This is a genomic window from Gardnerella sp. 26-12, from assembly GCF_001660745.1.
In the GTDB taxonomy this organism is placed as follows: Bacteria; Actinomycetota; Actinomycetes; order Actinomycetales; family Bifidobacteriaceae; genus Bifidobacterium; species Bifidobacterium swidsinskii.
Map to the genome: position 1 here is coordinate 1 of NZ_LWSR01000002.1, position 22,083 is coordinate 22,083.

At 42.3% G+C, this 22,083-nt stretch carries 17 protein-coding genes and 1 riboswitch; of the genes, 13 read left to right on the top strand and 4 right to left on the bottom strand.

Annotated elements, in window-relative coordinates:
• From A5295_RS00260 to A5295_RS00270, 3 genes are all read left to right on the top strand, one after another.
• Nucleotides 1-1,362 (top strand): DUF6350 family protein (locus A5295_RS00260; protein WP_064621415.1); only part of this gene is annotated, 1,362 nt, incomplete at its 5' end.
• Between the two features lie 33 nt (nucleotides 1,363-1,395).
• The gene (purH, locus tag A5295_RS00265; protein ID WP_102704464.1) at nucleotides 1,396-3,066 is read left to right on the top strand and encodes a bifunctional phosphoribosylaminoimidazolecarboxamide formyltransferase/IMP cyclohydrolase; all 1,671 of its coding nucleotides are present in this window, start codon (nucleotides 1,396-1,398) and stop codon (nucleotides 3,064-3,066) included.
• A 141-nt stretch (nucleotides 3,067-3,207) separates the two neighbouring features.
• On the top strand, nucleotides 3,208-3,525 hold the full coding sequence (locus A5295_RS00270) for a hypothetical protein (RefSeq protein ID WP_012914210.1): 318 nt from the start codon (nucleotides 3,208-3,210) through the stop codon (nucleotides 3,523-3,525).
• A gap of 8 nt (nucleotides 3,526-3,533) precedes the next feature.
• On the opposite strand, the gene A5295_RS00275 is transcribed toward A5295_RS00270, so the two are convergent.
• A complete protein-coding gene (locus tag A5295_RS00275) occupies nucleotides 3,534-4,505 on the bottom strand; it encodes an MIP/aquaporin family protein (protein WP_004108851.1) in 972 nt (323 codons plus the stop codon).
• 247 nt (nucleotides 4,506-4,752) lie between these two features.
• Between A5295_RS00275 and A5295_RS00280 the strand changes: the two genes are divergently transcribed.
• The 4 genes from A5295_RS00280 to A5295_RS00295 all read left to right on the top strand — a co-directional run bounded on the left by A5295_RS00280 (nucleotide 4,753) and on the right by A5295_RS00295 (nucleotide 11,782).
• Nucleotides 4,753-5,526 carry a pseudouridine synthase gene (locus A5295_RS00280; protein WP_064621404.1) on the top strand — a complete coding sequence of 258 codons (774 nt, stop codon included), beginning with the start codon at nucleotides 4,753-4,755 and terminating at the stop codon, nucleotides 5,524-5,526.
• A complete protein-coding gene (der, locus tag A5295_RS00285; protein WP_064621405.1) occupies nucleotides 5,523-7,727 on the top strand; it encodes a bifunctional cytidylate kinase/GTPase Der in 2,205 nt (734 codons plus the stop codon). The genes A5295_RS00280 and der overlap by 4 nt, the downstream gene beginning before the upstream one ends.
• Nucleotides 7,728-7,777: 50 nt before the next feature.
• Complete coding sequence (locus A5295_RS00290) at nucleotides 7,778-10,306, top strand: RNA helicase (RefSeq protein ID WP_064621406.1); 2,529 nt, start codon at nucleotides 7,778-7,780, stop codon at nucleotides 10,304-10,306.
• Nucleotides 10,307-10,393: 87 nt separating this feature from the next.
• On the top strand, nucleotides 10,394-11,782 hold the full coding sequence (locus tag A5295_RS00295; RefSeq protein ID WP_064621407.1) for a replication-associated recombination protein A: 1,389 nt from the start codon (nucleotides 10,394-10,396) through the stop codon (nucleotides 11,780-11,782).
• A 13-nt stretch (nucleotides 11,783-11,795) separates the two neighbouring features.
• Here A5295_RS00295 and A5295_RS00300 read toward each other — a convergent pair whose 3' ends face one another.
• The 3 genes from A5295_RS00300 to A5295_RS00310 form a co-directional block, all read right to left on the bottom strand.
• On the bottom strand, nucleotides 11,796-12,101 hold the full coding sequence (locus A5295_RS00300) for a YhbY family RNA-binding protein (protein WP_004108863.1): 306 nt from the start codon (nucleotides 12,099-12,101) through the stop codon (nucleotides 11,796-11,798).
• Between the two features lie 191 nt (nucleotides 12,102-12,292).
• A complete protein-coding gene (locus A5295_RS00305; protein ID WP_064621417.1) occupies nucleotides 12,293-14,617 on the bottom strand; it encodes an energy-coupling factor transporter ATPase in 2,325 nt (774 codons plus the stop codon).
• A gap of 47 nt (nucleotides 14,618-14,664) precedes the next feature.
• On the bottom strand, nucleotides 14,665-15,234 hold the full coding sequence (locus A5295_RS00310; protein ID WP_064621408.1) for an ECF transporter S component: 570 nt from the start codon (nucleotides 15,232-15,234) through the stop codon (nucleotides 14,665-14,667).
• Nucleotides 15,235-15,240: 6 nt separating this feature from the next.
• A riboswitch (FMN riboswitch) is annotated at nucleotides 15,241-15,387 on the bottom strand.
• A 72-nt stretch (nucleotides 15,388-15,459) separates the two neighbouring features.
• Here A5295_RS00310 and A5295_RS00315 point away from each other — a divergent pair.
• The 6 genes from A5295_RS00315 to A5295_RS00340 all read left to right on the top strand — a co-directional run bounded on the left by A5295_RS00315 (nucleotide 15,460) and on the right by A5295_RS00340 (nucleotide 22,075).
• Nucleotides 15,460-16,494 carry a glycosyltransferase family 2 protein gene (locus A5295_RS00315; protein ID WP_064621409.1) on the top strand — a complete coding sequence of 345 codons (1,035 nt, stop codon included), beginning with the start codon at nucleotides 15,460-15,462 and terminating at the stop codon, nucleotides 16,492-16,494.
• A gap of 93 nt (nucleotides 16,495-16,587) precedes the next feature.
• Nucleotides 16,588-17,361 carry a polyphosphate--glucose phosphotransferase gene (ppgK, locus tag A5295_RS00320; protein ID WP_004108876.1) on the top strand — a complete coding sequence of 258 codons (774 nt, stop codon included), beginning with the start codon at nucleotides 16,588-16,590 and terminating at the stop codon, nucleotides 17,359-17,361.
• Nucleotides 17,362-17,394: 33 nt separating this feature from the next.
• On the top strand, nucleotides 17,395-18,039 hold the full coding sequence (locus tag A5295_RS00325) for an iron transporter (RefSeq protein WP_064621410.1): 645 nt from the start codon (nucleotides 17,395-17,397) through the stop codon (nucleotides 18,037-18,039).
• A 72-nt stretch (nucleotides 18,040-18,111) separates the two neighbouring features.
• On the top strand, nucleotides 18,112-19,383 hold the full coding sequence (locus tag A5295_RS00330; RefSeq protein WP_064621411.1) for a DUF2318 domain-containing protein: 1,272 nt from the start codon (nucleotides 18,112-18,114) through the stop codon (nucleotides 19,381-19,383).
• Nucleotides 19,384-19,395: 12 nt separating this feature from the next.
• Entirely contained in the window at nucleotides 19,396-20,730 is a 1,335-nt protein-coding gene (locus tag A5295_RS00335; protein ID WP_064621412.1) for an ABC transporter permease, read from the top strand.
• Nucleotides 20,720-22,075 carry an ABC transporter permease gene (locus A5295_RS00340; protein WP_064621413.1) on the top strand — a complete coding sequence of 452 codons (1,356 nt, stop codon included), beginning with the start codon at nucleotides 20,720-20,722 and terminating at the stop codon, nucleotides 22,073-22,075. Before A5295_RS00335 ends, A5295_RS00340 begins: the two co-directional genes overlap by 11 nt.
• The last annotated feature ends 8 nt before the right edge of the window (nucleotides 22,076-22,083 follow it).

Below are 22,083 nucleotides of genomic sequence, written 5' to 3' on the forward strand. Positions count from 1 at the left end.
TTTAAGTCATCCTTAATAAACATGTCTAAAGGTGTAATAACTCCTGTTATTGTTATTTTTATTTTTTCTCTTACGATAGGTCTTTTCTTATCTCTCACACTTCTTGTGGTTTCTATCGAAGAAGGAACAGGTAATCTTTCTGAATCTGCAATGTCTATGACTTGGGCTGTGTTTATGTTTGCTCAAGGCGTGGGTCTTACTTTTGGAAATTGCATTCTTACGATTATTCCTTTAGGCCTTACTTTTCTACTTATTTCAACGCTTGTATGCTTAATTCGTCGTATTAAAGGTGGGAATATAGCATATTTTACTGGGCTTGTAGTCTGGGCTGCTATTAATGCGATACTTTCTCAAAATACGCATGTTACTTTACTTGATTCTACTTTTATTGTTGCTTGTAAATCTTCTTGTGTTTATTTAATTTCGTTACTTATAGCGGTTTTTCCAAGCAGCTCACTGTTTGTATCTGCTAAGCAGCGTTATAAGCAAATATGTCCTGAGTATATTCAAAAAAATATTCGTATTACTAAGCGAACTGCGGTAATTTTGTTCGGTTTATATGCTTTTGTTGCACTAATAACTGTTGTGGTTTGGGCTTGTACAAATTTTGGTTATGTTAATTCATATTTCAATAAATTAGGCATGCAAAATGGTTCGCGTATTCTTACAACTATTGCTTGCTTAGTTTGGTTGCCTAATGTTGCTATTTGGGCATTATCTTGGATTTGTGGATCTGGATTTAATATTGGATCTGTTGCACAATTTACTTTAACAGTTTCTCAACGTAAATCTTTGCCGCCTATTCCGGTTTTTGGAATATTTCCTGATGCTGTTATTGACGTTGTGCATCGCACTGTTTTTTACTCTATAGTTCCAACTTTATGCTTTATTGTAATGCTTGTAGCTTTATTGCATAAAAGCGGCTGTGGCTTGCGCATAAAAAATATTATTGATAAAACTGAGCGTGAGTCTTTTATGTTGAACGCTATAGAAGCTGCAACTGATAGTGTTGGCGTATCCGCTTTAATTACAATTATGTGGACTGTTGTTTTTTCAATAGCAAATGGTTCATTAGGGGAATGTCGACTTTCTTATATTGGAGTTGACATTATTGAAAGTACTAGAGCTGTTGGTCATCTTACTCTATACGCTTCTGCTGTAGCATTGGTTATTTCAATTTTTAGTATTCTACTTATTTGCGGTGCGAGATATTGCTTAAATCTTATTGCTGCTAATAAGTCGAATAAACCTGTAAAATTTGCAGAATTAATCGAAAATAAGGCTAGTAATAAAAAGAATCAACCTTTGCCTTTGAAAAAAGCCGCTCCTAGGACGGTTTCATCGAAGGCTAAAAGAAAATAATTCCTCACTACTATTTTGGGAAGGAAGGCCGCCGTGCAACAGACACAGAGCAAAGAATCAAACGCAAATGTGCTGATAACCACAGGTGAAAAGCAAATTCGTAGAGTTCTTGTTTCAGTTTTTCATAAAGAAGGACTTGAAATATTAGCTGAAGCATTTAGAAAGGCTGATACTGAAGTAGTTTCAACCGGCTCTACTGCTGCTAAATTGGCGGAACTTGGCGTTCATGTTATTGAAGTTTCTGACATTACTGGTTTCCCAGAAAGTCTTGATGGAAGAGTGAAGACTTTAGATCCGCATATTCACGCTGGAATTCTTGCAGATATGAGTAATGCTGATCATGTAAAGCAACTTGAAAAGCTAAACATAAAGCCGTTTGATGCTGTAGTAGTTAATTTGTATCCGTTCGTAGACACTGTAATGAGCGGTGCTGATAGTGATGCAATTATTGAGAAAATTGATATTGGTGGACCTTCTATGATTCGTGCTGCAGCAAAGAATCATAAGTCTGTTGTCGTTATTACAGATCCTGCAGATTACCAGCTTTTAGCTAATAGAATCGTTTCAGGTGAAGGCTTTAATTTGCAAGAGCGCGAATATTTGGCTGGTAAAGCATTTGCTCATACAGCAGCTTACGATGCTTCTATATCTGAGTGGACAAGTAAAGCATGGCAGAAGCCTGAAAGTTTGAACACAAATGATGAAGAAGATAGTAAAAATGCTGAATCTGTGAAGCTTCCTGCAAACTACACGCGCACTTGGAGCTTAGAGCATACGCTGCGATATGGCGAGAACCCTCATCAGCAAGCAGGATTGTATTTAGATCCTCTGCATAAGGGCGGTTTAGCTCAAGCTGAGCTTCTTGGCGGAAAACCTATGAGCTACAACAATTATGTGGATGCGGATGCTGCTTGGCGTGCGGTTTGGGATTTTGCTCCACAAATTGCAGTTGCTGTTTGCAAGCATAATAATCCATGCGGTTTAGCTATTGGAACTAATGCAGCTGAAGCTCACAAGAAAGCTCACGCTTGCGATCCTGTAAGTGCTTACGGTGGTGTGATTGCTTCAAATACTACAGTCACTTTAGAAATGGCAGAAAGTGTGCGTCCAATTTTCACAGAGGTTATTGTGGCTCCAGACTATGAGCCTGAAGCTTTGGAATTGCTTCGCACTAAAAAAAAGAACCTCCGCATTTTGAAGGTTGCAACTCCGCCAGTTTTAGGTTTGCAAGTTCATCCTATTGACGGCGGTGCTTTAGTTCAGTCTGCAGATAAGATTGATGCAGTTGGTGATAATCCTGAAAACTGGACGCTTGTTTCTGGAGATCCTGCTGATGCTGATACTTTGCGCGATTTGCAATTTGCCTGGCGTTCGCTTCGTTGTGTAAAGTCTAACGCAATTCTACTTGCGCATGATAATGCTACTGTTGGCATTGGTATGGGGCAGGTTAATCGCGTGGATTCGTGCCATTTGGCTGTTGAACGTGCGAATACTTTGGCTGATGGTGCTGAACGTGCTCGTGGAGCTGTTGCGGCTTCGGATGCTTTCTTCCCATTCGCTGACGGTCCGCAAATTTTGATTGAAGCTGGCGTTCGCGCAATCGTGCAGCCTGGTGGCTCTATTCGCGACGAAGAAGTGTTCGAAGCTGCGCGCAAAGCTGGTGTAACGATGTACACTACCGGTACTCGTCACTTCTTCCACTAAAATTGCTTTAGCTAAGATTCATAGACAAATAAATTAATCAATATTATGGATGCAGCGTTTGTGTACTTCAAGCGCTGCATCTTTGTATTAGTGCCTAAAACAACTCATGTTTTCTTATCGCGGAGCAGGTATGATACAAGTATGACAGATAGTGAGCATCAGACTAGAAGCACTAAAACGGAACATCCGTACGTGTCGGAAAAACGTGAGGGTAAACCTTATGCTGAATGGATTGTAGCAATTATTATTGGACTTTGCGCATTATTGGCATTTATAGGATATGTAAAAGCCGCCACAGTTGTTATTTCTGTGACGGCTGTACTTCTAGGAGTTATGCGCTTAATTATGCGTCAGCGTAGCCCTTGGAAAGTTCGCTCAGTTGGCTTTGATTCTTTCATCAGTATTACGCTCGGCATAGGTTTGCTTATAACATACGCTTCAATTATATTTTTGCTATAATTTTATTCTTAAAGATTGTTCGCAACGTTATTGTCAGATACGTTTTGAACGTATTCATAGCTCATATCTGGTGCTACAGGAGCATCTGCTTTTGTGTCTGCAAAGTTTTGTATTGGTGCAGGATTTGTTTCATTTGATACAGCAGGTTTTTGTGCTGAGTTTGAAAGAAGCTTTGTTAATAGCAAAACTAGGCTAACAAGCGCTGCAGCAAAAATTGGAGCAATCCAGAATACCCACAATTGACTTAGTGGTTTAACTTCCAAATCATGAGAGTTTGCGAATAATGCAATGCCGGTAGAACGAGCAGGATTCAAACCAGCTCCTGTAATTTGATATGTAATGAAAGCGCCAGCTGCGTATGCAATACCGATGTGTGTTGCATAACCGCATTTAGTATTACCTTCATGGTCTGTGCTGCGCAATGCAGTGGCAACAATCAAAATAACAGCAATAACTTCAACTAATAACGCAGATACTATTCCGAAAGACAAGTTTATTTCTTTTAGTTGACGTGCAGAAAGAGATGCCTTTTCGAATCCGTTTACTATTGAAACAAACCAATACTTTTTGTCAAAACCTGAGCCTTGGCCAACTTGTGATGGATTAATGCTTGAATTCTGCTGAGGAATAATAAGAATGAACAATCCTGCAGCTGCAATAGCACCAAGAACTTGGGCAACAATGTAGCATAATCCTGCAGTGTATGAAGTGCGTCCAGTAAGCATCGAAGCAACTGTTACTGCAGGGTTAAGGTGGCCTCCAGAAACTTTAGATGCAATATATGTCGCTGCAGCATAAGCGATACCAGTGCCGGCAGCAATCATTAAAACGTTGATTCCGTACATTACGGTAGTAAGAGAATAAAAAGTGTAAACAACGAACATCGCTAAAGCTGTAGCAATAAATTCAGTACCAATACGAACAATAAGTGGCGCAGCAGTTTTAGTTGTGCTGCACGGTGTATCTGTAGTTTTAATCATAACTTTCCTTAATTTTAGTTGTGCCGCTTTGTTAATGATTGCAACACAATGAAACCTAGGCTATATTATCACGGCTATGCCATACGGTAACATGGGAAGATGTGGTGTTTTTTGATTTATTGCAAATTTAATAAATTGCCACATAAATTTAGTAAGTTAATGAGTAATGAATTGCTTATATTGCGTATTCTTAAGTAAATTCTGGCGCAAGTATGTATGTAATTCTTTAGGTCACGTTGGGAGAACGATGCCAAACGCATATTCCCGCGCCAATCAGGCGCATTCAGATGACAAGAACGCCATTCGACTGCAGAAGCTGCTTGCTGAAGCTGGATTTGGTTCAAGACGCAAGTGTGAAGAGATTATTCTTGACGGGCGTGTTGAAGTAGACGACGAATTGGTTACAACACTTGGTACTCGAGTAGATCCAAAACGTCAAAAAGTGCGCGTTGATGGATCTCGCGTAAAGTTCAACACAAAGCTAGTAACGCTCGCATTGCATAAGCCTAAGCGAGTTCTTAGCGCAATGGACGATCCAAAAGGTCGCTTTACTTTAAGAGATATTGTTGGAGACAAGTACGAGCGAATTTTCCACATGGGACGCTTGGATTACGATTCTGAAGGTCTTATTTTAATGACCAACGATGGCGAGCTAAGCCAGCACGTAATGCACCCAAAGTATGAGGTTGAGAAAACTTATATTGCAACTGTTGAAGGCAAAATCAACGGTATGGTTTGCCGCCGCTTGGTTTCGCAAGGCGTGAATCTTGAAGATGGTTGGATTAAGCTCGACCGCTGCGCAATAATCGACCAGAATCACGACACAACCATGGTAAAAGTTGTGTTGCATTCTGGCAAAAATCGTATTGTTCGCAGGATTTTTGGAGCCGTAGGATACCCTGTAAAGCGTCTTGTTCGTACGCAAATTGGCCCTATTAAATTGGGTGACTTAAAAGCTGGATCGTATCGCGTGCTTTCTCAAACAGAAGTGCGTTCGCTTTCTAAGGAGGTTGGCCTGTGATTTGTGTAGCAATTGATGGACCAGCAGGAGTAGGTAAGTCTTCTACTTCTCGTGCTTTAGCACAATACTACGGTTTTGCGTATTTAGATACGGGTGCAATGTATAGAGCTGCTGCTTGGTGGTGCTTGAAACAAGGTATTGACTTAAGCACGAAGCTTGAATTGGATGAAGAAGGAAATCCTGTAAATCCAGCGGATACTGAACGTTTTAATCAAATCATTGAAGCTGTTGGAGCCTTATTTACTGAAAGTGACGCTGACTTTAGTGTTGATCCTAAGAATCCTGTAGTGACTGTTGAAGGTGAGGATATTAGCGAAGAATTGCGTTCCAGCGAAGTTTCTTCGCATGTGTCTACTGTATCTTCGATTCCTGCAGTTCGCCGTATGCTTATTGCTGCTCAGCGTGCGTATATTGCTTCAGAGTCAGATGAAGATTCTTTCTCAGGCGGAGAGGGAATAGTTGCAGAAGGACGCGATATTACTACTGTTGTTGCTCCTAATGCTCAAGTTCGAGTGCTTCTTACTGCACGCGAAGAAGTGCGTCAAGCTCGCAGAAACAAGCAGAATATTGCGCAAGAAAATTTGCAAAATAATGAATCTAAAAATAATGAATCTGAAGAAGACGATATTCACGCTCGTGACGCTAAAGATGCTAAAGTTACGCATTTTCTTCAAGCAGCAGACGGTGTTACAACGCTAGATAATTCTGATTTGACTTTTGAGCAGACTCTCGATGCTCTTGTTGAAATGGTTGACGCTGCTATCGAGCAAGATGAGTACGACCGCTATGCTGCTAATCTTGAAGGCTACGATCTTGACGATGAAGACCGTGCGCTTCTTCGAGGCGACGAAGTAAGTCAAGACGATGCAAAAGACTCTAAAGCTGTTGGAGTAATCGCCATTATAGGTCGACCAAACGTTGGAAAATCAACGCTTGTCAATCGTATTTTGGGTCATCGTGTAGCTGTTGTAGAAGATACTCCAGGTGTTACGAGAGATCGCGTAAGCTACGACGCTGAGTGGGCTGGAACTAACTTTAAGCTGGTTGACACTGGCGGCTGGGAAGCAGATGTTGAAGGCATTGATTCTTCTATTGCTCAACAAGCGCAAGTAGCAGTGCGTTTAAGCGATGCTGTGATTTTCCTAGTAGATGGTCAAGTTGGTTTAACAGCTACAGACGAGCGTATTGTTTCAATGCTTCGCGCTGCAGGTAAGCCTATTACTCTGGCAGTTAACAAGGTTGACGATGCTAGAAGCGAGTATTTGACTGCAGAGTTTTGGAAGCTCGGAATGGGTGAGCCTTACGGAATTTCTGCAATGCACGGCAGAGGCGTTGGAGATTTGCTTGATGCAGCTCTCAATTCTTTGAAGAAAGCGAATAAAACTTCAGGATTCTTAACTCCAGAAGGACTTCGCAGAGTTGCTTTAGTAGGTCGTCCAAACGTTGGTAAGTCTTCGCTTTTGAATCATTTAGCTCATGAAGAGCGATCTGTTGTAAACGATTTGGCTGGAACTACTCGTGACCCTGTTGATGAGGTTGTGCGAGTTGACGGCGAGGATTGGCTGTTTATTGACACTGCTGGTATTAAGCGCAGGCAGCACAAGCTTACGGGTGCTGAATACTATTCTTCACTTCGTACGCAAGCTGCGATTGAACGCTCGGAACTTGCTTTGATTCTTTTCGATTCTTCCCAGCCTATTGCAGAGCAGGATTTGAAAGTTATGAGCCAGGCTGTGGATGCAGGTCGCGCAATCGTACTTGTGTTTAACAAGTGGGATTTGATGGACGAATTTTCCAGACAGCGCATGGAACGCTTATGGAAAACTGAGTTTGAGCGCGTAACTTGGGCTGAGCGCGTAAATCTTTCTGCAAAGACAGGATGGCATACGAATCGTCTTGCGCGCGCTATGCGAACAGCTTTAGACAGCTGGGATAAGCGTATTCCTACAGGCAAGCTCAACGCTTTCTTAGGTCGTATTCAGTCTGCTCATCCGCATCCTTTGCGAGGTGGAAAGCAAGCGCGAATTTTATTTGCTACGCAAGCTTCTACGCGTCCTCCGCGTTTCGTAATATTCACAACCGGCTTCTTAGAGCACGGATACCGTCGCTTTATTGAGCGATCACTTCGAGAAGAATTTGGATTCGAGGGAACTCCTATTCAAATCTCCGTAAAAGTACGAGATAAGAAGAAGCGCAAATAAAGCGCGATTAAGTCACAAGTAAGTTAGGGTTAAGTAAAGTAGGAGCGTATATGGCTGGTTTGAGCGAGTTAGCTTTCGATTTGCATCATGCTAGCGAAGATGAGATTTTTCAAGTATTTGTTGATTGGGTTAAAGATAACAAACATGTAGATTTGTGGCCGCATCAAGAAGAATCCATCATGGATTTGCTTGCAGGAGACCACGTTATTTTAAACACTCCAACAGGTTCTGGAAAATCTCTAGTAGCACTCGGCATGCATTTCACAGCACTCGCCACCGGCAGACGCTCCTACTATACTGCGCCAATTAAAGCTCTCGTATCCGAAAAATTCTTCGATTTAGTAGCTATTTTTGGGCGTGACAACGTTGGTATGATTACAGGCGACTCGCATATTAATGCGGATGCTCCAATAATCTGCTGCACGGCGGAAATCTTAGCAAATCAAGCTTTACGTGAAGGCGTAAATGCTGAAGTTGATTGCGTTGCAATGGACGAATTCCACTACTATGGTGATCCAGAGCGTGGATGGGCTTGGCAAGTTCCGCTGCTTACACTTCCAAATACGCAATTCTTACTTATGAGTGCAACTCTTGGAGACGTAACGGATATTGCGGAACGCTTAGAAAAATCAACAAAAAGAAACGTAGATATTATTGCAGACGCTCCAAGACCAATCCCGCTCGAATACGAGTACACAGATAAACCGCTTGCAACAACTGTAGAACTCTTATTTAACAAGGGTTTAACGCCAATTTACGTAGTTCATTTTTCGCAAGACGCGGCTCTTGAAACAGCGCAAGCGCTCGCAAGTACGGGAGTTTCAAGCAAAGAGCAGCGAGACAAAATTGCTCAAGCCATTAAAGGTACTAAATTTACTACAGGTTTCGGCAAAATTTTGCAAAGAATACTTAGAACCGGCGTTGGAGTGCATCATGCTGGCATGCTTCCTCGCTACCGCAGGCTCGTCGAGCAGCTGGCTCAGCAAGGACTGCTACCAGTTATTTGCGGCACAGACACTCTCGGCGTTGGCATTAATGTGCCGATTCACTCGGTTGTGCTTACAGCTCTTACAAAATTTGATGGGAATCGTAGTAGAAAGCTTCGCGCTCGCGAGTTTCATCAAATTGCAGGTCGTGCAGGCAGAATGGGGTTCGATACCGAAGGCTTAGTAGTTGCAGAGGCTCCAGAGTTTGAGATTGAAAACGCGCGAGCTATTGCAAAAGCTGGTAACGATCCTAAAAAGCTTAAAAAAGTTAAGCGTAAGAAGGCTCCAGAAGGCTTTGTTGTTTGGGGCGAGCCAACATTTACTAAGCTTATTGAAAGTGCTCCAGAAACTTTGAATCCGCACATGGTTGTAACTCACTCAATGATTTTGAACGAAGTTACGCAAGGTGGAGATGCTAGAGCGCGCGTTGAAAAACTTATTGAAGATAGTGCTCAAAAGCCGCAAGATAAAGAAAAACTTCTTGAACGTTGCAACGATATTTTCCAAACTCTGCTCGATACTCAAGTTATTGAATGTAAAAAGCGCGAGGGCGGTTCTTGTGATTATGATCTTGATGTTGCTATGCCAGAGGGTTTTGCTCTAGATCAGCCGCTTTCTCCGTTCTTGCTTGCCGCTTTGGAACTTCTTGACCCAGAATCTGAAAGCTATGCACTTGACGTAATTTCTATGGTTGAAGCAACTCTGGATGACCCTAAGCCTGTTCTTCGCGCGCAGGAGCGTAAGGCTCGCGATGCTGCAATGGCTGGAATGAAAGACGATGGCATTGATTACGAGGAGCGCATGGAACGCTTAGCTGAAGTTAGCTATCCTAAGCCTCTTGAGGATTTGCTAGCTCCTGTTTTTGCGCAATATCGCAAGGACGTGCCGTGGGCAAACGACTACTGGATTAAGCCTAAATCTGTACTTCGAGACATGGTTGAAACTGCTTCCGATTTTACTGGCTATATTTCTCGTTATGGTATTGCTAGAAGTGAGGGAACGCTTCTTCGTTACCTTTCGGATGCTTACCGTTCGCTTGCTCGCACTGTGCCAGAAGACATGCTTAACGAAGAATTGCGCGATATTATTTCGTGGCTTCGTCTTGTTGTGCGCTCTATTGATTCTAGTCTTGTTGACGAGTGGGAGAGTGCTGGAGGATCGGATGCTGAAGCTAGCGCTGTAACTACGGCTGCGCCTGGAACTTCTGAGTCTGTAGTTGAAGATCGTCGTGGACTTATTGTGTTGATTCGAAACGCAATGTTCCGTCGTGTGCAACTTATGGATTTGGAAGATGCGGATACTTTAGGAGAGCTTGACAAGGCTTGGGGTTACGGAGTTCACGAGTGGAATGATGTTCTTGACGATTACTACGAAGAGCACGAGTATGTTGGTATCGATGCCAAGGCTCGAAGTGGCGACTTGTTTATTTTGGATGATTCACTTGAGAAGAGTGAACATTCGTGGAAAGTTCGGCAGATTATTGACGATCCAGACGGGGATCATAATTGGGCTATTACTGGCGTTGTCGATTTAGATACAACTCAAGACGAAGGTGAAGTTGTGTTCTTTGATTACCAAGTTTCGCACGTGTGATTTTTAAAAATGTGCTAACGGAATGCAAAACACAGAACGCAGAATGCAATCGAACGTTTGTTCTATATGTAGTGTAAGCTGGTATTTATGGAGCAGGATTTATTTGCAGCAAGTAGCGCGCCGAGTAATGTAACTCGTCCGTTGGCAGTGCGTATGCGCCCGAGTAGTATTGAAGACGTGCTAGGGCAGTCGCATGCTCTAAAAGAAGGTTCGCCTTTGCGTAGGCTTGCAAATCCTCAGTCGAAAGGCTCTCTTACTGCTCCAAGTTCTGTTGTGCTCTTTGGTCCTCCGGGAGTTGGAAAAACTACTTTAGCGTATATTGTTGCTCGCCAGTCTGGTCGCGTGTTTGAAGAGCTTTCTGCTGTAACTTCTGGTGTTAAAGATGTTCGTGCTGTGCTTGACCGCGCGCACGAGCGTTTAGTTAGCAAAGGCCAAGAAACAGTTCTGTTTATTGACGAAGTTCATCGTTTTTCTAAATCTCAGCAAGATGCTCTGCTCCCAAGCGTAGAAAATCGCGACGTAACTTTTATTGGAGCAACCACAGAAAACCCAAGTTTTTCGATCATTAAGCCGCTTTTAAGTAGGTCTGTTGTTGTTAAACTTGACTCTCTTAGTGTTGAAGATTTGCATACTCTTATAGAACGAGCAGTAACTAGCGAAAATGGGCTGAACAATCAGCTTAAAATCGACGAAGACGCAATAGATTCAATTATTCGTTTAAGCGGGGGAGACGCTCGTAAAACTCTTACTATTTTAGAAGCTGCAGCAGGAGCAATAACAGGAGATTTAGCGCTGCAACACGGCAAAAAGAAACCTGTTATTACTTCAGATATTGTGTCTAATGTAATGGACACTACCACAGTTCGCTACGACAAAGATGGCGACGATCATTACGATGTGATTTCTGCTTTTATTAAATCGATGCGTGGAAGTGATGTTGACGCTTCTTTGCATTACTTAGCGCGAATGCTTAGAGCTGGGGAAGACCCGCGTTTCATTGCCAGGCGAATTATGATTGCTGCTGCAGAAGAAGTTGGTATGGCAGCTCCGCAAATTTTGCAAGTAACTGTTGCTGCAGCTCAAGCTGTTGCTTTAATCGGAATGCCGGAAGCGCGCATTATTCTTTCTGAAGCTGTGATTGCTGTAGCAACTGCTCCTAAATCAAACGCAAGCTATAACGCTATTAATAAGGCTTTGCAAGACGTTGATGCTGGAAATATTGGTCAAGTGCCTCTTCATTTACGCAACGCCCCGACTGCTTTGATGAAAAGTTGGGGAAACCATGACGGGTACAAGTATGCTCACGATTATCCGGGTGCTGTGGCATCGCAACAGTATATGCCAGATGAGCTAGTTGGTCGCGAATACTATCAGCCGTCGAATCGTGGCTACGAGCATGAGCTTACTCAACGCTTATCTCAAATCCGTGCCATTCTTCACAATTCTGAAAATAAAAATAATAAAACTAATTCGTAAATGTTTTATTCATTTATTCACGCACAAGCATAATGTGTTCAACGCTGTCTAATGGGGATACGCGGAACAAAACAAAACGATTGCCGATTACTTGCACGACTTCGGCACCGAGCTTTTGAGCAAGTGCATCAGCAGCTTCTTTGGCGCTTAATCCGGAACCATCTTGCACAGCACACTTCATGAGCTCGTGGTACTGCATGGTTTCGTCTGCTTGCTTCACAGCTGCATCAGTAATATCGTTCTTGCCAACGTATAAAAGTGGGCTAAGCGTATTAGCGAGCGCGCGAAGCTGCTTAATCTGCTTCTTTGTCAATGCCATAAGGAGTCCTTTCAAATGCAAGTTTTATAACGCAAATATTACATAAATTACATAGTGCTTAACGGATTATACAGTATATTGCSWRTNTSTTRYAYRYNATMWTACAAATTTATTTATTGCGCATTTATTCCGTAGTTATTCCGTATTTATTGCGCTTGCTGCAAAAGGTGAAATATTTTCAAAATTTTTTATTACAAAGGTAGCATTTTGCACACAATAATCGCGCTTACAACACAAAGAGTAACTACTAATAGCAGTACATCTTTTATATGCATTTTCCATGAGTGCAAGTGAGTTCTTTCAGCTCCAGGCGCGTAGCAGCGTGCATCTAATGCGAGCGCAAGAATGTCAGCATGGCGAATTACTTCTGCAAAACCTGGCACAATTAAAGCTGTTATGGCGTGTACTCGTTGTTTAAAAGAACCATCTCGAATGCTACTTCCTCGAGCGATTTGCGCTAGTGCCACAGAGTGCGCTTCTGCACTAAGTGTTGGCAAGAACCGTAGCGCTAGGCTCATAATAAGTGCTATTTCTTGCGTTGGTATTCCAATATGTCGAAGTGGTGATAGTAATCGTGTGCAAGATTCGTTAAGCGTTGTCTGACTCATTGTTAATACTAGAACTGCTCCAATGATAATAACAAGCGAGAATCGTGTTGCAAAAAGTATTGCATAGTTAATTCCATCGGTTGTAATAGGAATAGTTGCAATATTTGCTAGCACTGTGCCGGTTCGCACTGCGAGAATGTTCAGTAGTCCGGAGAAAACAAATATTGCAATAATCATGTGCAGCGAAGCAATAAGTTTAACGAATGGTATTTTTGCAGCAACAGTTAGAGTAAATGTTACAAAAGCAAGAATAGCTAACTGTATGTAGTTAGTAATACTAAAAGCACTTAGCATAAGAATAAAGCATGATAGAAGCGTCGCGCGTGGGTCAAAAGATTTAAGTAGTGAAGTTGTTTTTGCTTTTGTGGAACTTTCTTTGTTTTTGGTATTTTCAATATTTTTTGCTGTGCTGCATTCTTTATTGCTTGCTTTATTCCTTGTTTTTAATGTTACTAGTCTTGCGCCTAAATTTTCTGCTTCTTGAAGATTATGCGTAATAAGTATTATGGTTACGCCTTGATTATGTAGCATTCCAAGAATTTTTCGGATACGTAACGCAGCTTCAAAATCTAATCCAGCTGTTGGCTCATCCAGTACGAGTACGCGTGGCTTGCAAGCTAAAACGCCAGCTATTGCAACAAGACGCTGCTGACCTCCAGAAAGCGCAAAAGGTGATTTTTCAGCCAAATTCTCAAGGTTCAGTAAGCGTAGTGTTTCATCCACACGTTCTTTAAGAGCACTGTCTTTTAGCCCAAAATTTTTTGGCCCATAAGCGACATCGTTCCGTACTGTATCAGCAAAAAGCTGTTGTTCTGGCAGTTGCATAACGTAGCCAATTGTTTGATGTAGTTTTTGTCGTATTATTCTAGATGTTTTACCTTTAACAGATATGCCATGTACTGTTATATTTCCTGAATTGGCTTTTAACAATCCACACATTGTTTTAGCAAGAGTTGATTTACCGCAGCCGTTTTCGCCCATTATTGCAACTGTTTCGCCGCTTTTAACAGTTAGTGAATAATCGTCAATAACAGCTGGAGAAGTTTTATCATATTGAACAGTTAGTCCGGAAATTTCTACAGCGATATCTGACTTATTTTCTTTGAATCTGCTATCTGTTAAGTTCTTGTTGTCGCTAATTTTAGTTACATGATTATTTGCTAATTCAATATTAGAAAAGTAAGTTTTTAAACCATTAAAGCTTATTTCTTTCAGGTTACCATTTTCTAGTAAAAGTATGCGATTTGCGCGTTTGCATTCCTCAAAATTATGTGTAATTTGAACGATAGTAGTGCCATTTTTGTGCAAATTATCAAATAAAGCATCARCGTCTTTACGTGCGAACGAGTCGAGCATAGAAGTAGGTTCGTCAAGAACAAGCAGTTTAGAATTCATAGCAATAGCACTTGCTAAAGCTACTCGTTGCTGCTGTCCGCCGCTCATAGTGCTAGGGTCAGTGTAACGTTTATCTTCCATATGAACAGTTTTTAAAGCTTCACTGATACGCTCATACATTGCTTTTTGAGGGAATTGCAAATTTTCTAGTCCAAAAGCAACATCTTCTTCAGTAATTGTGGTAATAATCTGGTCTTCAGGACTTTGGAAAAGTGCACCAATATATTTTCGTGCATTTTTATATGATTCAGCACAAGCAGTAGTATTTTCAAAAACTTTTTCGCCGCACAATGTAACATAACCGCTATCTGGAGCTGTTAAACCTGCAATAATTTTTGCTAAGGTTGATTTACCAGAACCGTTTAATCCCACAATTGCCACGCGTTCGCCAGGATTAATTGTAAGACTTAAATTATTAAGCGTCCAAGTTTTTCCATCATCGTAGCTAAAGCAAATATTTCGCAACACTACTTGCGCATTGTTTTCAATCATGTGCTTCTTAGCTTCGTTCATGCTATTACTTGTGCTGATATTATGCATAACTATTCCGTTTGGGATAATTATTTATTTTCGTGTAGCAGGTTAGAAATTGGTTTGTAAATAAGCAAAGTTACTACTACGTGCAAAGCAAGTTTAATAATATTAAATGGCAGTAATGCTGGAAGAATAAGAGCCGCAACCTGCGAAACAGTTATGTGAGCGTAAAGAGGAGTAATAACAAGATTTCCACCTATTGCAAGAGCAATAGCAGCAATCGAGCCTGCCAAAAGTGCAATGATTGCGCCTTTTTTGGTATGCATTTTTTTGTATACGATTGCTGCTGTAACGCTAGCTCCTAAAGATACTAGCACTGCCATAACTGTGCCGAGTGGATTGGTAAATAAGTGTGGTGCAAAGCCGAGTATGCTTACGATTGCTGCAGCTGCAGGACCATACGCGAATCCTGCTACGAGACACACGATTCCAGAAGGATCGTATTTAAGATAGCTGAGGTCTGGAATAAGTGGAAATTCTATGAAACTTACAGCCATTGAAAGTGCCACGAATAGAGCGTATTTTGCTATTTTTTCGCTAGACCAGTTAGAGTTCTTTGCATAAGTTTGGTGATTATTTGTATTAGAAATGCCCATGATGGGTCTCCGTTTCTTTCATCCGGACTGTAACCGTTGGCTTCGGAATTTAACCGAATCAGCAGCTTGTAAGCTGCTCGCGGGCTTCAAAAACGCATGAAACACGTATTTTGTTACCGCCAGTAAGGATTTTCACCTTCCCTGAAACTAACTATTCTTTTGTATCTCATGCTAAGAACATTGTTGTGATAATTGTGTGGCGAGGGTAGGTGCGAGAATACAAGTATGAGCAATACGAGTGCATCAAAAAAAATTAGTACTAATAACGCAACTAGCATTGATAAATTAGCTATTGTTGTTGTCACTTATAAGCGTCAAGAGCTTTTGGAGAATTTATTTCATTCGTTTGAATGTTTAAAAGAATGCCCTTGGCGTATTGTCGTTGTTGACAATGAGTGCAGTGACACAACCGGCGAAATGGTTGCTCGTCTTGAAGCTTCTTTAACTAATCGTTGGGGTAAAGCTCAAAAAGATTGTGAAGGCAATGAACTTCATGTTGTGTATGCTCCGCAAGATGAAAATCTTGGTGGTGCTGGCGGTTTTAGTGCTGGTGTTAAAAAAGCTTATGAACTTGGAGCTAAGTGGTTCTGGGTTATGGATGACGATGTTGAAACAGTGCCTGAATCTATTGAGCGTCTTGCTCCTTGGACTAAGCGTCACGCTGTTGTTCAAGGAAGTCGTTTAGATTACGACGGCGGTAATTTCTACTGGCAGTATGATTTTTTGGTTCCGCTTGGTATTCCAAATCCTATTGCTCCTGCTGCTTTCGGCAGAGCTGGATACAAAGTTATGAATACGATGTGTTTTGAGGGCGGCTTGATTCGTCGAGATATAGTTGAAAAAATCGGCTTCCCGGATTCGCGCTACTTTATTTACTGGGATGATACTACTTACGGGTATCTTGCGAGTAAGGTTACGAACCCTATTGTTGTTCCGGATATTATTCTTCGTCGCACTCGTGATATTCCTAATTGGGATATTGCAGGAGTGCGTCAGCTAAATTCAACATCTGACATGAATCGTTATCATATTATGCGAAATAGAGGCTTTATGGCTCGCTACTTTATGGTTCATGGCGATTTTCGTCCGTTTATGTTTGCGCTTGGAACTGCTTTAACAGCTGCTAAAGAGATTATTCGTTTGATTGCTGTCGATCGTGAGCATATTATTTCGGGTATTGGTAAATTGTTTACCGGCTGGATTGATTCTCGAAAAATTTTGCACGATCAAGACTGGAAACCTATGCCTTCGTTGAAGTAGAAGTTAGTAAACAGTAAGCGTGTCGTATCAAATATACGATAGAATACTGGTAATTGTCCATACAGCACACATTCAGAGGGGAGTGTTAGTGAAATGATTGACACTGCACAAGCATTTGGCGTCGATATTGGTGGATCCGGTATTAAGGCTGCTCCAGTAAATTTGGAAAAGGGAGAGTTCGCAGAACCTCGATACAAAATTCTCACTCCTGCGGTTTCTACGCCTCAAGCAGTTGCAGATATTGTTCGTCAGCAGCTTGAACATTTTGAAGTACCTGCAGATGTTCCTGTTGGAATTGCGTTCCCTGCTCCAATTAAGCCTGGTAAGAAGCTCGATTTTATGGCAAATCTTGACCAGTCTTGGATTGGTGTTGATGTTACTGAAGTCTTTAGTGAGGCGTGTGGTCGTCCTGTAACAGTAGTTAACGATGCTGATGCTGCTGGTTTAGCTGAGCAGCGTTTTGGTGCGGCAAAAGACAAGGATGGCTTGGTTATTGCTACTACTCTTGGCACTGGTATCGGCACGGCTTTGATTTACAACGGTGTGCTTATTCCAAACACTGAGCTTGGTCATATTCAGCTTGAAAAAGGTAAGGGCGATGCTGAAAAGTACGCTGCTTCTTCTGTTCGTGAAAAGTTGGATATGGGCTATAAGAAGTGGGCTAAGCGTTTGACTAAGTACTACGGCTTGATGGAAAAGTATTTCAACCCAGATTTGTTTGTTGTCGGTGGTGGCGTTAGCCGCGTAAGCGAAAAGTTCTTGCCGCATATCGATATTAAAACTCCTATTGTTGTTGCAACATTGCATAATGAGGCTGGAATTATTGGTGCAGCTTACTATGCAATGCAAAAAATGCAGCAAAACTAAAAAATAACTAAMWAYAAACACAGAAGGTTAGATATGAAGAATAATAAAATGATGGCAATTGCAGCTTTGGCTCTTGCTGGACTGCTTGCGCTCGCTGGATGCGGTTCTAATGGCAATTCAGCTAAAACTGATGCTAAGTCACAAGCAACCGAGCAGAAGGCTGACGACAAGGCTGATGACAAGGGCGGCGATAAGGGCTTTGAGGAGGTTCCAGTTGGTCCTCACCAAGATCAGAACATTGGACCTCTTACTATTGGTGCCGTGTACTTCCAGCCAGTTGATATGCTCCCAGCCGGTATGGGTTTGAAGGCAAGTGAAGCAAGCTTCCACCTTGAAGCCGATATCCACGCTAACCAAAAAGGTACAAAGCTTGGCTACGGTAAGGGCGAGTTCATTCCAGATTTGACTGTGAATTATGAGATTGTCGATAAGGCAAGCGGTGAATCCGTTGGCAAGGGTACTTTTATGCAGATGAACGCTTCCGATGGCCCTCACTACGGTGCAAACGTTAAGCTTGACAAGGCTGGAAATTACAAGCTCGTGCTTTCTATTGAATCCCCAGAAAAGAAGGGTTGGATGCTTCACGTCGATCCTGCTACCGGCGTAACTGGTCGCTTCTGGACTGAGCCAATTAAGGCAACCTTCGACGATTGGAAGTACACTCCTCGTCAGTGGTAGTGATAGCTAGTTAATAATTAGCGATTAATTAATAATTTTAGTAAATAATAAGTAATAGCAAAGGAGGGAGTTATGCTCAGACTGTTTGTGGCAGTTATGCCTGGGCTGCTCCCTCTTGCGCTACTCACAATGGGATTAAGCACATCTCTTACTGTTGGTGAGGGGCGAGATAAGCCTCTAAGTGCACGTTGGAGATTGTATGGGCTGTCTGCAGGCACAGTCGCAGCTCTTATTTTTGCTATACTCCGCGCATCTGTGGTAATTAATCAGCGAAACTTTATTAATATGCCGGCGTTGTGTATTGCGGTTCCGCTTGATATTGCTGCAATTATTGTGGTTATTTTTTCACACAAAATAATAAGAAATTGGCGTAATTGCCCGCTTTTAATGCACATAAGCAACGCAATTGGTGCATGTTGCTTAGCATTTACTGTGTTTTATGCTTTGCCAGATGTTATTTTGCAGCTTACTATTTTCGTAGATTCAAGCACTCCGCCTTTTACATCAGACATGTTACTTCGCGCGCTTGGTTTTGTGCTTGGTGTTATTGCTGCTATCTGCTTAAGTCTTATGGTGCGTTCTTTACGCACTACATCTAACGCGATTTGCTTCAAAATTGCTGTAGTTTTAAGCATGATTATTCTGCTAGTGCAACACATAACTTCACTTTTGCAGATTATGCAAGGAAGCATTCTGCTTTATATGGATGACTTTTCTTTCAGCGTGCTTGTTTGGCTAATTAATAATGCTCCGTTAATGATTATGGCGCAAATTAGCGTGTTCATGATTCCTGCTGCTGTGTCTGTAATAATCGGCTTTAAAACGGCTGTAGTTGGTGAAAATGCAGCAGAAATTCGCACGAAGCGAGCGTTTAAAAGGAAATCTCGAAAGTCTGCGCTCGCAGCTCTTTTGGCTGCTATCACAGTAATACTTACGCTTACTGTAGGCGTATCTATTATGAATATTAAGCCAACTCTTACGCCTCCAGAACCGTATGAATTGCACGATGGTGTTGCAACTATTAATTACGTTCAAGTTTCAGATGGTCATTTGCATCGTTTCCAATACAAAGCAAAAGATGGCACTGTTATGCGTTTTATAATCATTAAAAAGAATGGTGGAGCGTATGGCGTCGGATTAGATGCTTGCGAAAACTGCGGCGATGCAGGCTACTATGAAAAAGACGGTAAGATTATTTGCCGTAAGTGCGATGTAGCAATTAATTTGGCAACTATCGGTTTTAAAGGTGGTTGCAATCCGATTCCGTTCCCGTATAAGGCTGGGCATGGCAAAATCACAATTCATACTGCTGATTTAGACGTGCTCAGTTCGCATTTTAAGTAAGGGAGAGTTGCTATGTTTATGATGCGCATGGTTGCTCGATCTCTTGTGCGGCAATTGAAAAAGCGTGTGTTAATTGCGCTCGTAGTGTGCTTAAGCGCGTGCGTTAGCGTGTCAATGCTTAGCGTTGTGTATGACGTTGGAGACAAAATTAACGCAGAGCTTAGTTCATATGGTTCAAATATTGTGGTTCAGCCAAAATCTAGCGCTGTTGTAAATGATTTGTATGCTTCTCGAGAGCAGATTGATACTAATGGTTCTGGGAGTTTAAAGGCTGTGGAAAGCCACGAGTCTACTGCTTTTTTGAAGGAATCAGACGCTGCAAAAATTAAAATGATTTTCTGGGCGTTTAATATCACTAATTTTGCGCCGAAAATAACTGTTCATGCAAATCTTGAAGCGAAATCTTCTGGCGATTTGGTAGTGCCTATTGTTGGAACTTGGTTTAATCGCAAGCTTGCGCTCGCTTCCGGGGAAACAACGGTTGTTGGTGTTAGAGGTTTGCGCTCTTGGTGGAAGATTAATGCAGGTCGTTGGGCAAAAGATAATAAATCTGAAGCAATGGTAGGTGCGCAGCTAGCTGATCGTTTGCACTTAAAACTTGGCCAGCGTTTGCGTTTGATTCGTGACGGACGCGAGGTTTCGTTGCGCTTGGTTGGCGTATACGATTCTGGCGACGATGACAATAACGCAATCTACGCGAGTTCTAGCGATGCTCAAAGCCTTGCAAATAAGCCGAATAAGGTTGATTCGATTGAAGTAAAGGCGCTTACTACTCCTGAAAATGATTTAGCGCGAAAGGCTGCTAAAAATCCGGCAGCGCTCAGCCAGGAAGAGTGGGAAACTTGGTATTGCACTGCTTACCCGAGTTCGATTACTTACCAAATTGAGGAGGTAATTCCTGGAGCTGTTGCAAAGCAGGTTCGTCAAGTTGCGGCGTTGCAGGGTAACGTATTAAATAAGACGCGTGCTGTTATGGTTTTGATGACTGCGTTGAGTTTAATTGCTGCTGCTGTTGCTGTGGCGAATCTTATGGCTGCTTCAATTTCTGAGCGTTCTGGCGAGCTTGCATTGCTTAAGGCTTTGGGTGCGCGTGATGGTGCTGTTGCTCGTCTTATGCTTATGGAAACTGCGGTTATTGCGTTTGGTGGAGCGTTACTCGGCATGGCTTTGGGATTTGCGGTGGCGCAGATTATTGGTTTCGCAGTGTTTGGCTCTTCGATTTTGTTCCGACCAATGGTATTTGTTCTGGTGTTCGTGCTGCTTGCGTTGACTGTGCTTGCGGCTGCAGGCTCGTCGATTCGTTCGATTTTGAGTGTGCGTCCTGCGGAGGTGCTTCATGGCAGGTAAATCTTATATGACTTCCAACAATTCTATGTTTATTACCATGCTATTTAGCGCGGTATTTCGTAGAAAATCGCGTGCTTTGATGGCTGTTATTGCAACGCTTGTTGGTGCTGCTACGCTGTTTTGTTTAGCTGCAATCTGCCTGGTTGTGCCTCAGCAAATGAGCGATGAAATGCGTGCTTATGGAGCGAATATTATCGTAACTCCAATTGAGGGTGAGTGGAAAAACGGTATTGATCGCGCGATGGTTTTGCACACAAACGATATGGTTCTTGCAAAAGGTGCTATGCGATCTGCTACATATCGTTACGAAAACGTGCGTATTAACGCAGCTCCATATGTTTTAGCAGGAATAGACGTTCGTTCAGTAAAGTCTCTTAATAAGCATTGGAATGTAGACGGCTCTTGGCCTAGCAGTGGAAATGTTATGGTTGGGCGAGATGTAGCTCTTGCGATGGGCTTAAAAATAGGCTCTCGAATTGCGATTGCGTATAGATCTTCGGATAATACTGTCGGCTCGCATAAGCCAGCAGAGAAGTCTGCAAATAAATCTGCAAGTGAATCTGCAAATAAGTCTACAAATCAGTCTGTAGAGAAGCCAGCAGAGAATCAAGCGCAAAATTCTGCTGCAAATTCTTCAGATCAGTCTGCGCAAAATTCATCTCAACAAAAGCTCGTTGAAGGCAGAGTCTCAACGGATATTATGGATACTCACGGCACAACTTTCCGCGTTTGTGGCATTTTGGATACAGGCGGTGCAGAGGATTCTATGCTATATGCGCTAAACGCAGATGTAAATTCTCTTACGGGAGTTAAGCGTGGAGCAGATGTAATTGCTTACTCGTCTTCTTCACCTAGCGTTGATGCGGTTGTGAGAAGTATTAACGACATGACTTCTATGCGCGTGCGCGCTCAGCAAGTTACTAAAGTTACTGCTGCTGACACTGGTATTATCACTATGCTTCGCAGCCTGTTCTGCATTGTATCGCTAGTTGTTCTAGTATTGATGATGGTTGGCGTGAGCACTACGATTTCTTCGATTGTGCAGCAGCGTCGAAATGAAATTGGTTTGCGCAAAGCTTTGGGTGCGAGCGCACGGAGTATTGGCGTGGAGTTTACTGCTGAAGCTGGATTATATGGCTTCGTTGGCGGTATTGCTGGTACGGCAGTAGGGTATGTGTTTGCGCGTTTACTTGCGGCAATGGTGTTCTCGAGAGATTTGGGCGTGAATTGGTGGCTAGTCGTGTTCTCTATTGTATTTAGCGTTGCTGCGTCTTGCGTTGCTGCGTTGCCGCCTGTTTTGCGTGCTTCAAAAATTGACCCTGCGATTGTACTTCGGGAAGAATAGTTTTAAGC

What these genes read in the sequence shown, in the direction of transcription:
- A5295_RS00295 (WP_064621407.1), top strand. Translation starts at nt 10,394, where the DNA reads ATGGAGCAGGATTTATTTGCAGCAAGTAGCGCGCCGAGTAATGTAACT.
- A5295_RS00325 (WP_064621410.1), top strand. Translation starts at nt 17,395, where the DNA reads ATGAAGAATAATAAAATGATGGCAATTGCAGCTTTGGCTCTTGCTGGA.
- A5295_RS00300 (WP_004108863.1), bottom strand. Translation starts at nt 12,101, where the DNA reads ATGGCATTGACAAAGAAGCAGATTAAGCAGCTTCGCGCGCTCGCTAAT.
- A5295_RS00340 (WP_064621413.1), top strand. Translation starts at nt 20,720, where the DNA reads ATGGCAGGTAAATCTTATATGACTTCCAACAATTCTATGTTTATTACC.
- A5295_RS00315 (WP_064621409.1), top strand. Translation starts at nt 15,460, where the DNA reads ATGAGCAATACGAGTGCATCAAAAAAAATTAGTACTAATAACGCAACT.
- ppgK (WP_004108876.1), top strand. Translation starts at nt 16,588, where the DNA reads ATGATTGACACTGCACAAGCATTTGGCGTCGATATTGGTGGATCCGGT.
- A5295_RS00280 (WP_064621404.1), top strand. Translation starts at nt 4,753, where the DNA reads ATGCCAAACGCATATTCCCGCGCCAATCAGGCGCATTCAGATGACAAG.
- A5295_RS00270 (WP_012914210.1), top strand. Translation starts at nt 3,208, where the DNA reads ATGACAGATAGTGAGCATCAGACTAGAAGCACTAAAACGGAACATCCG.
- A5295_RS00275 (WP_004108851.1), bottom strand. Translation starts at nt 4,505, where the DNA reads ATGATTAAAACTACAGATACACCGTGCAGCACAACTAAAACTGCTGCG.
- A5295_RS00335 (WP_064621412.1), top strand. Translation starts at nt 19,396, where the DNA reads ATGTTTATGATGCGCATGGTTGCTCGATCTCTTGTGCGGCAATTGAAA.
- A5295_RS00310 (WP_064621408.1), bottom strand. Translation starts at nt 15,234, where the DNA reads ATGGGCATTTCTAATACAAATAATCACCAAACTTATGCAAAGAACTCT.
- A5295_RS00330 (WP_064621411.1), top strand. Translation starts at nt 18,112, where the DNA reads ATGCTCAGACTGTTTGTGGCAGTTATGCCTGGGCTGCTCCCTCTTGCG.
- A5295_RS00290 (WP_064621406.1), top strand. Translation starts at nt 7,778, where the DNA reads ATGGCTGGTTTGAGCGAGTTAGCTTTCGATTTGCATCATGCTAGCGAA.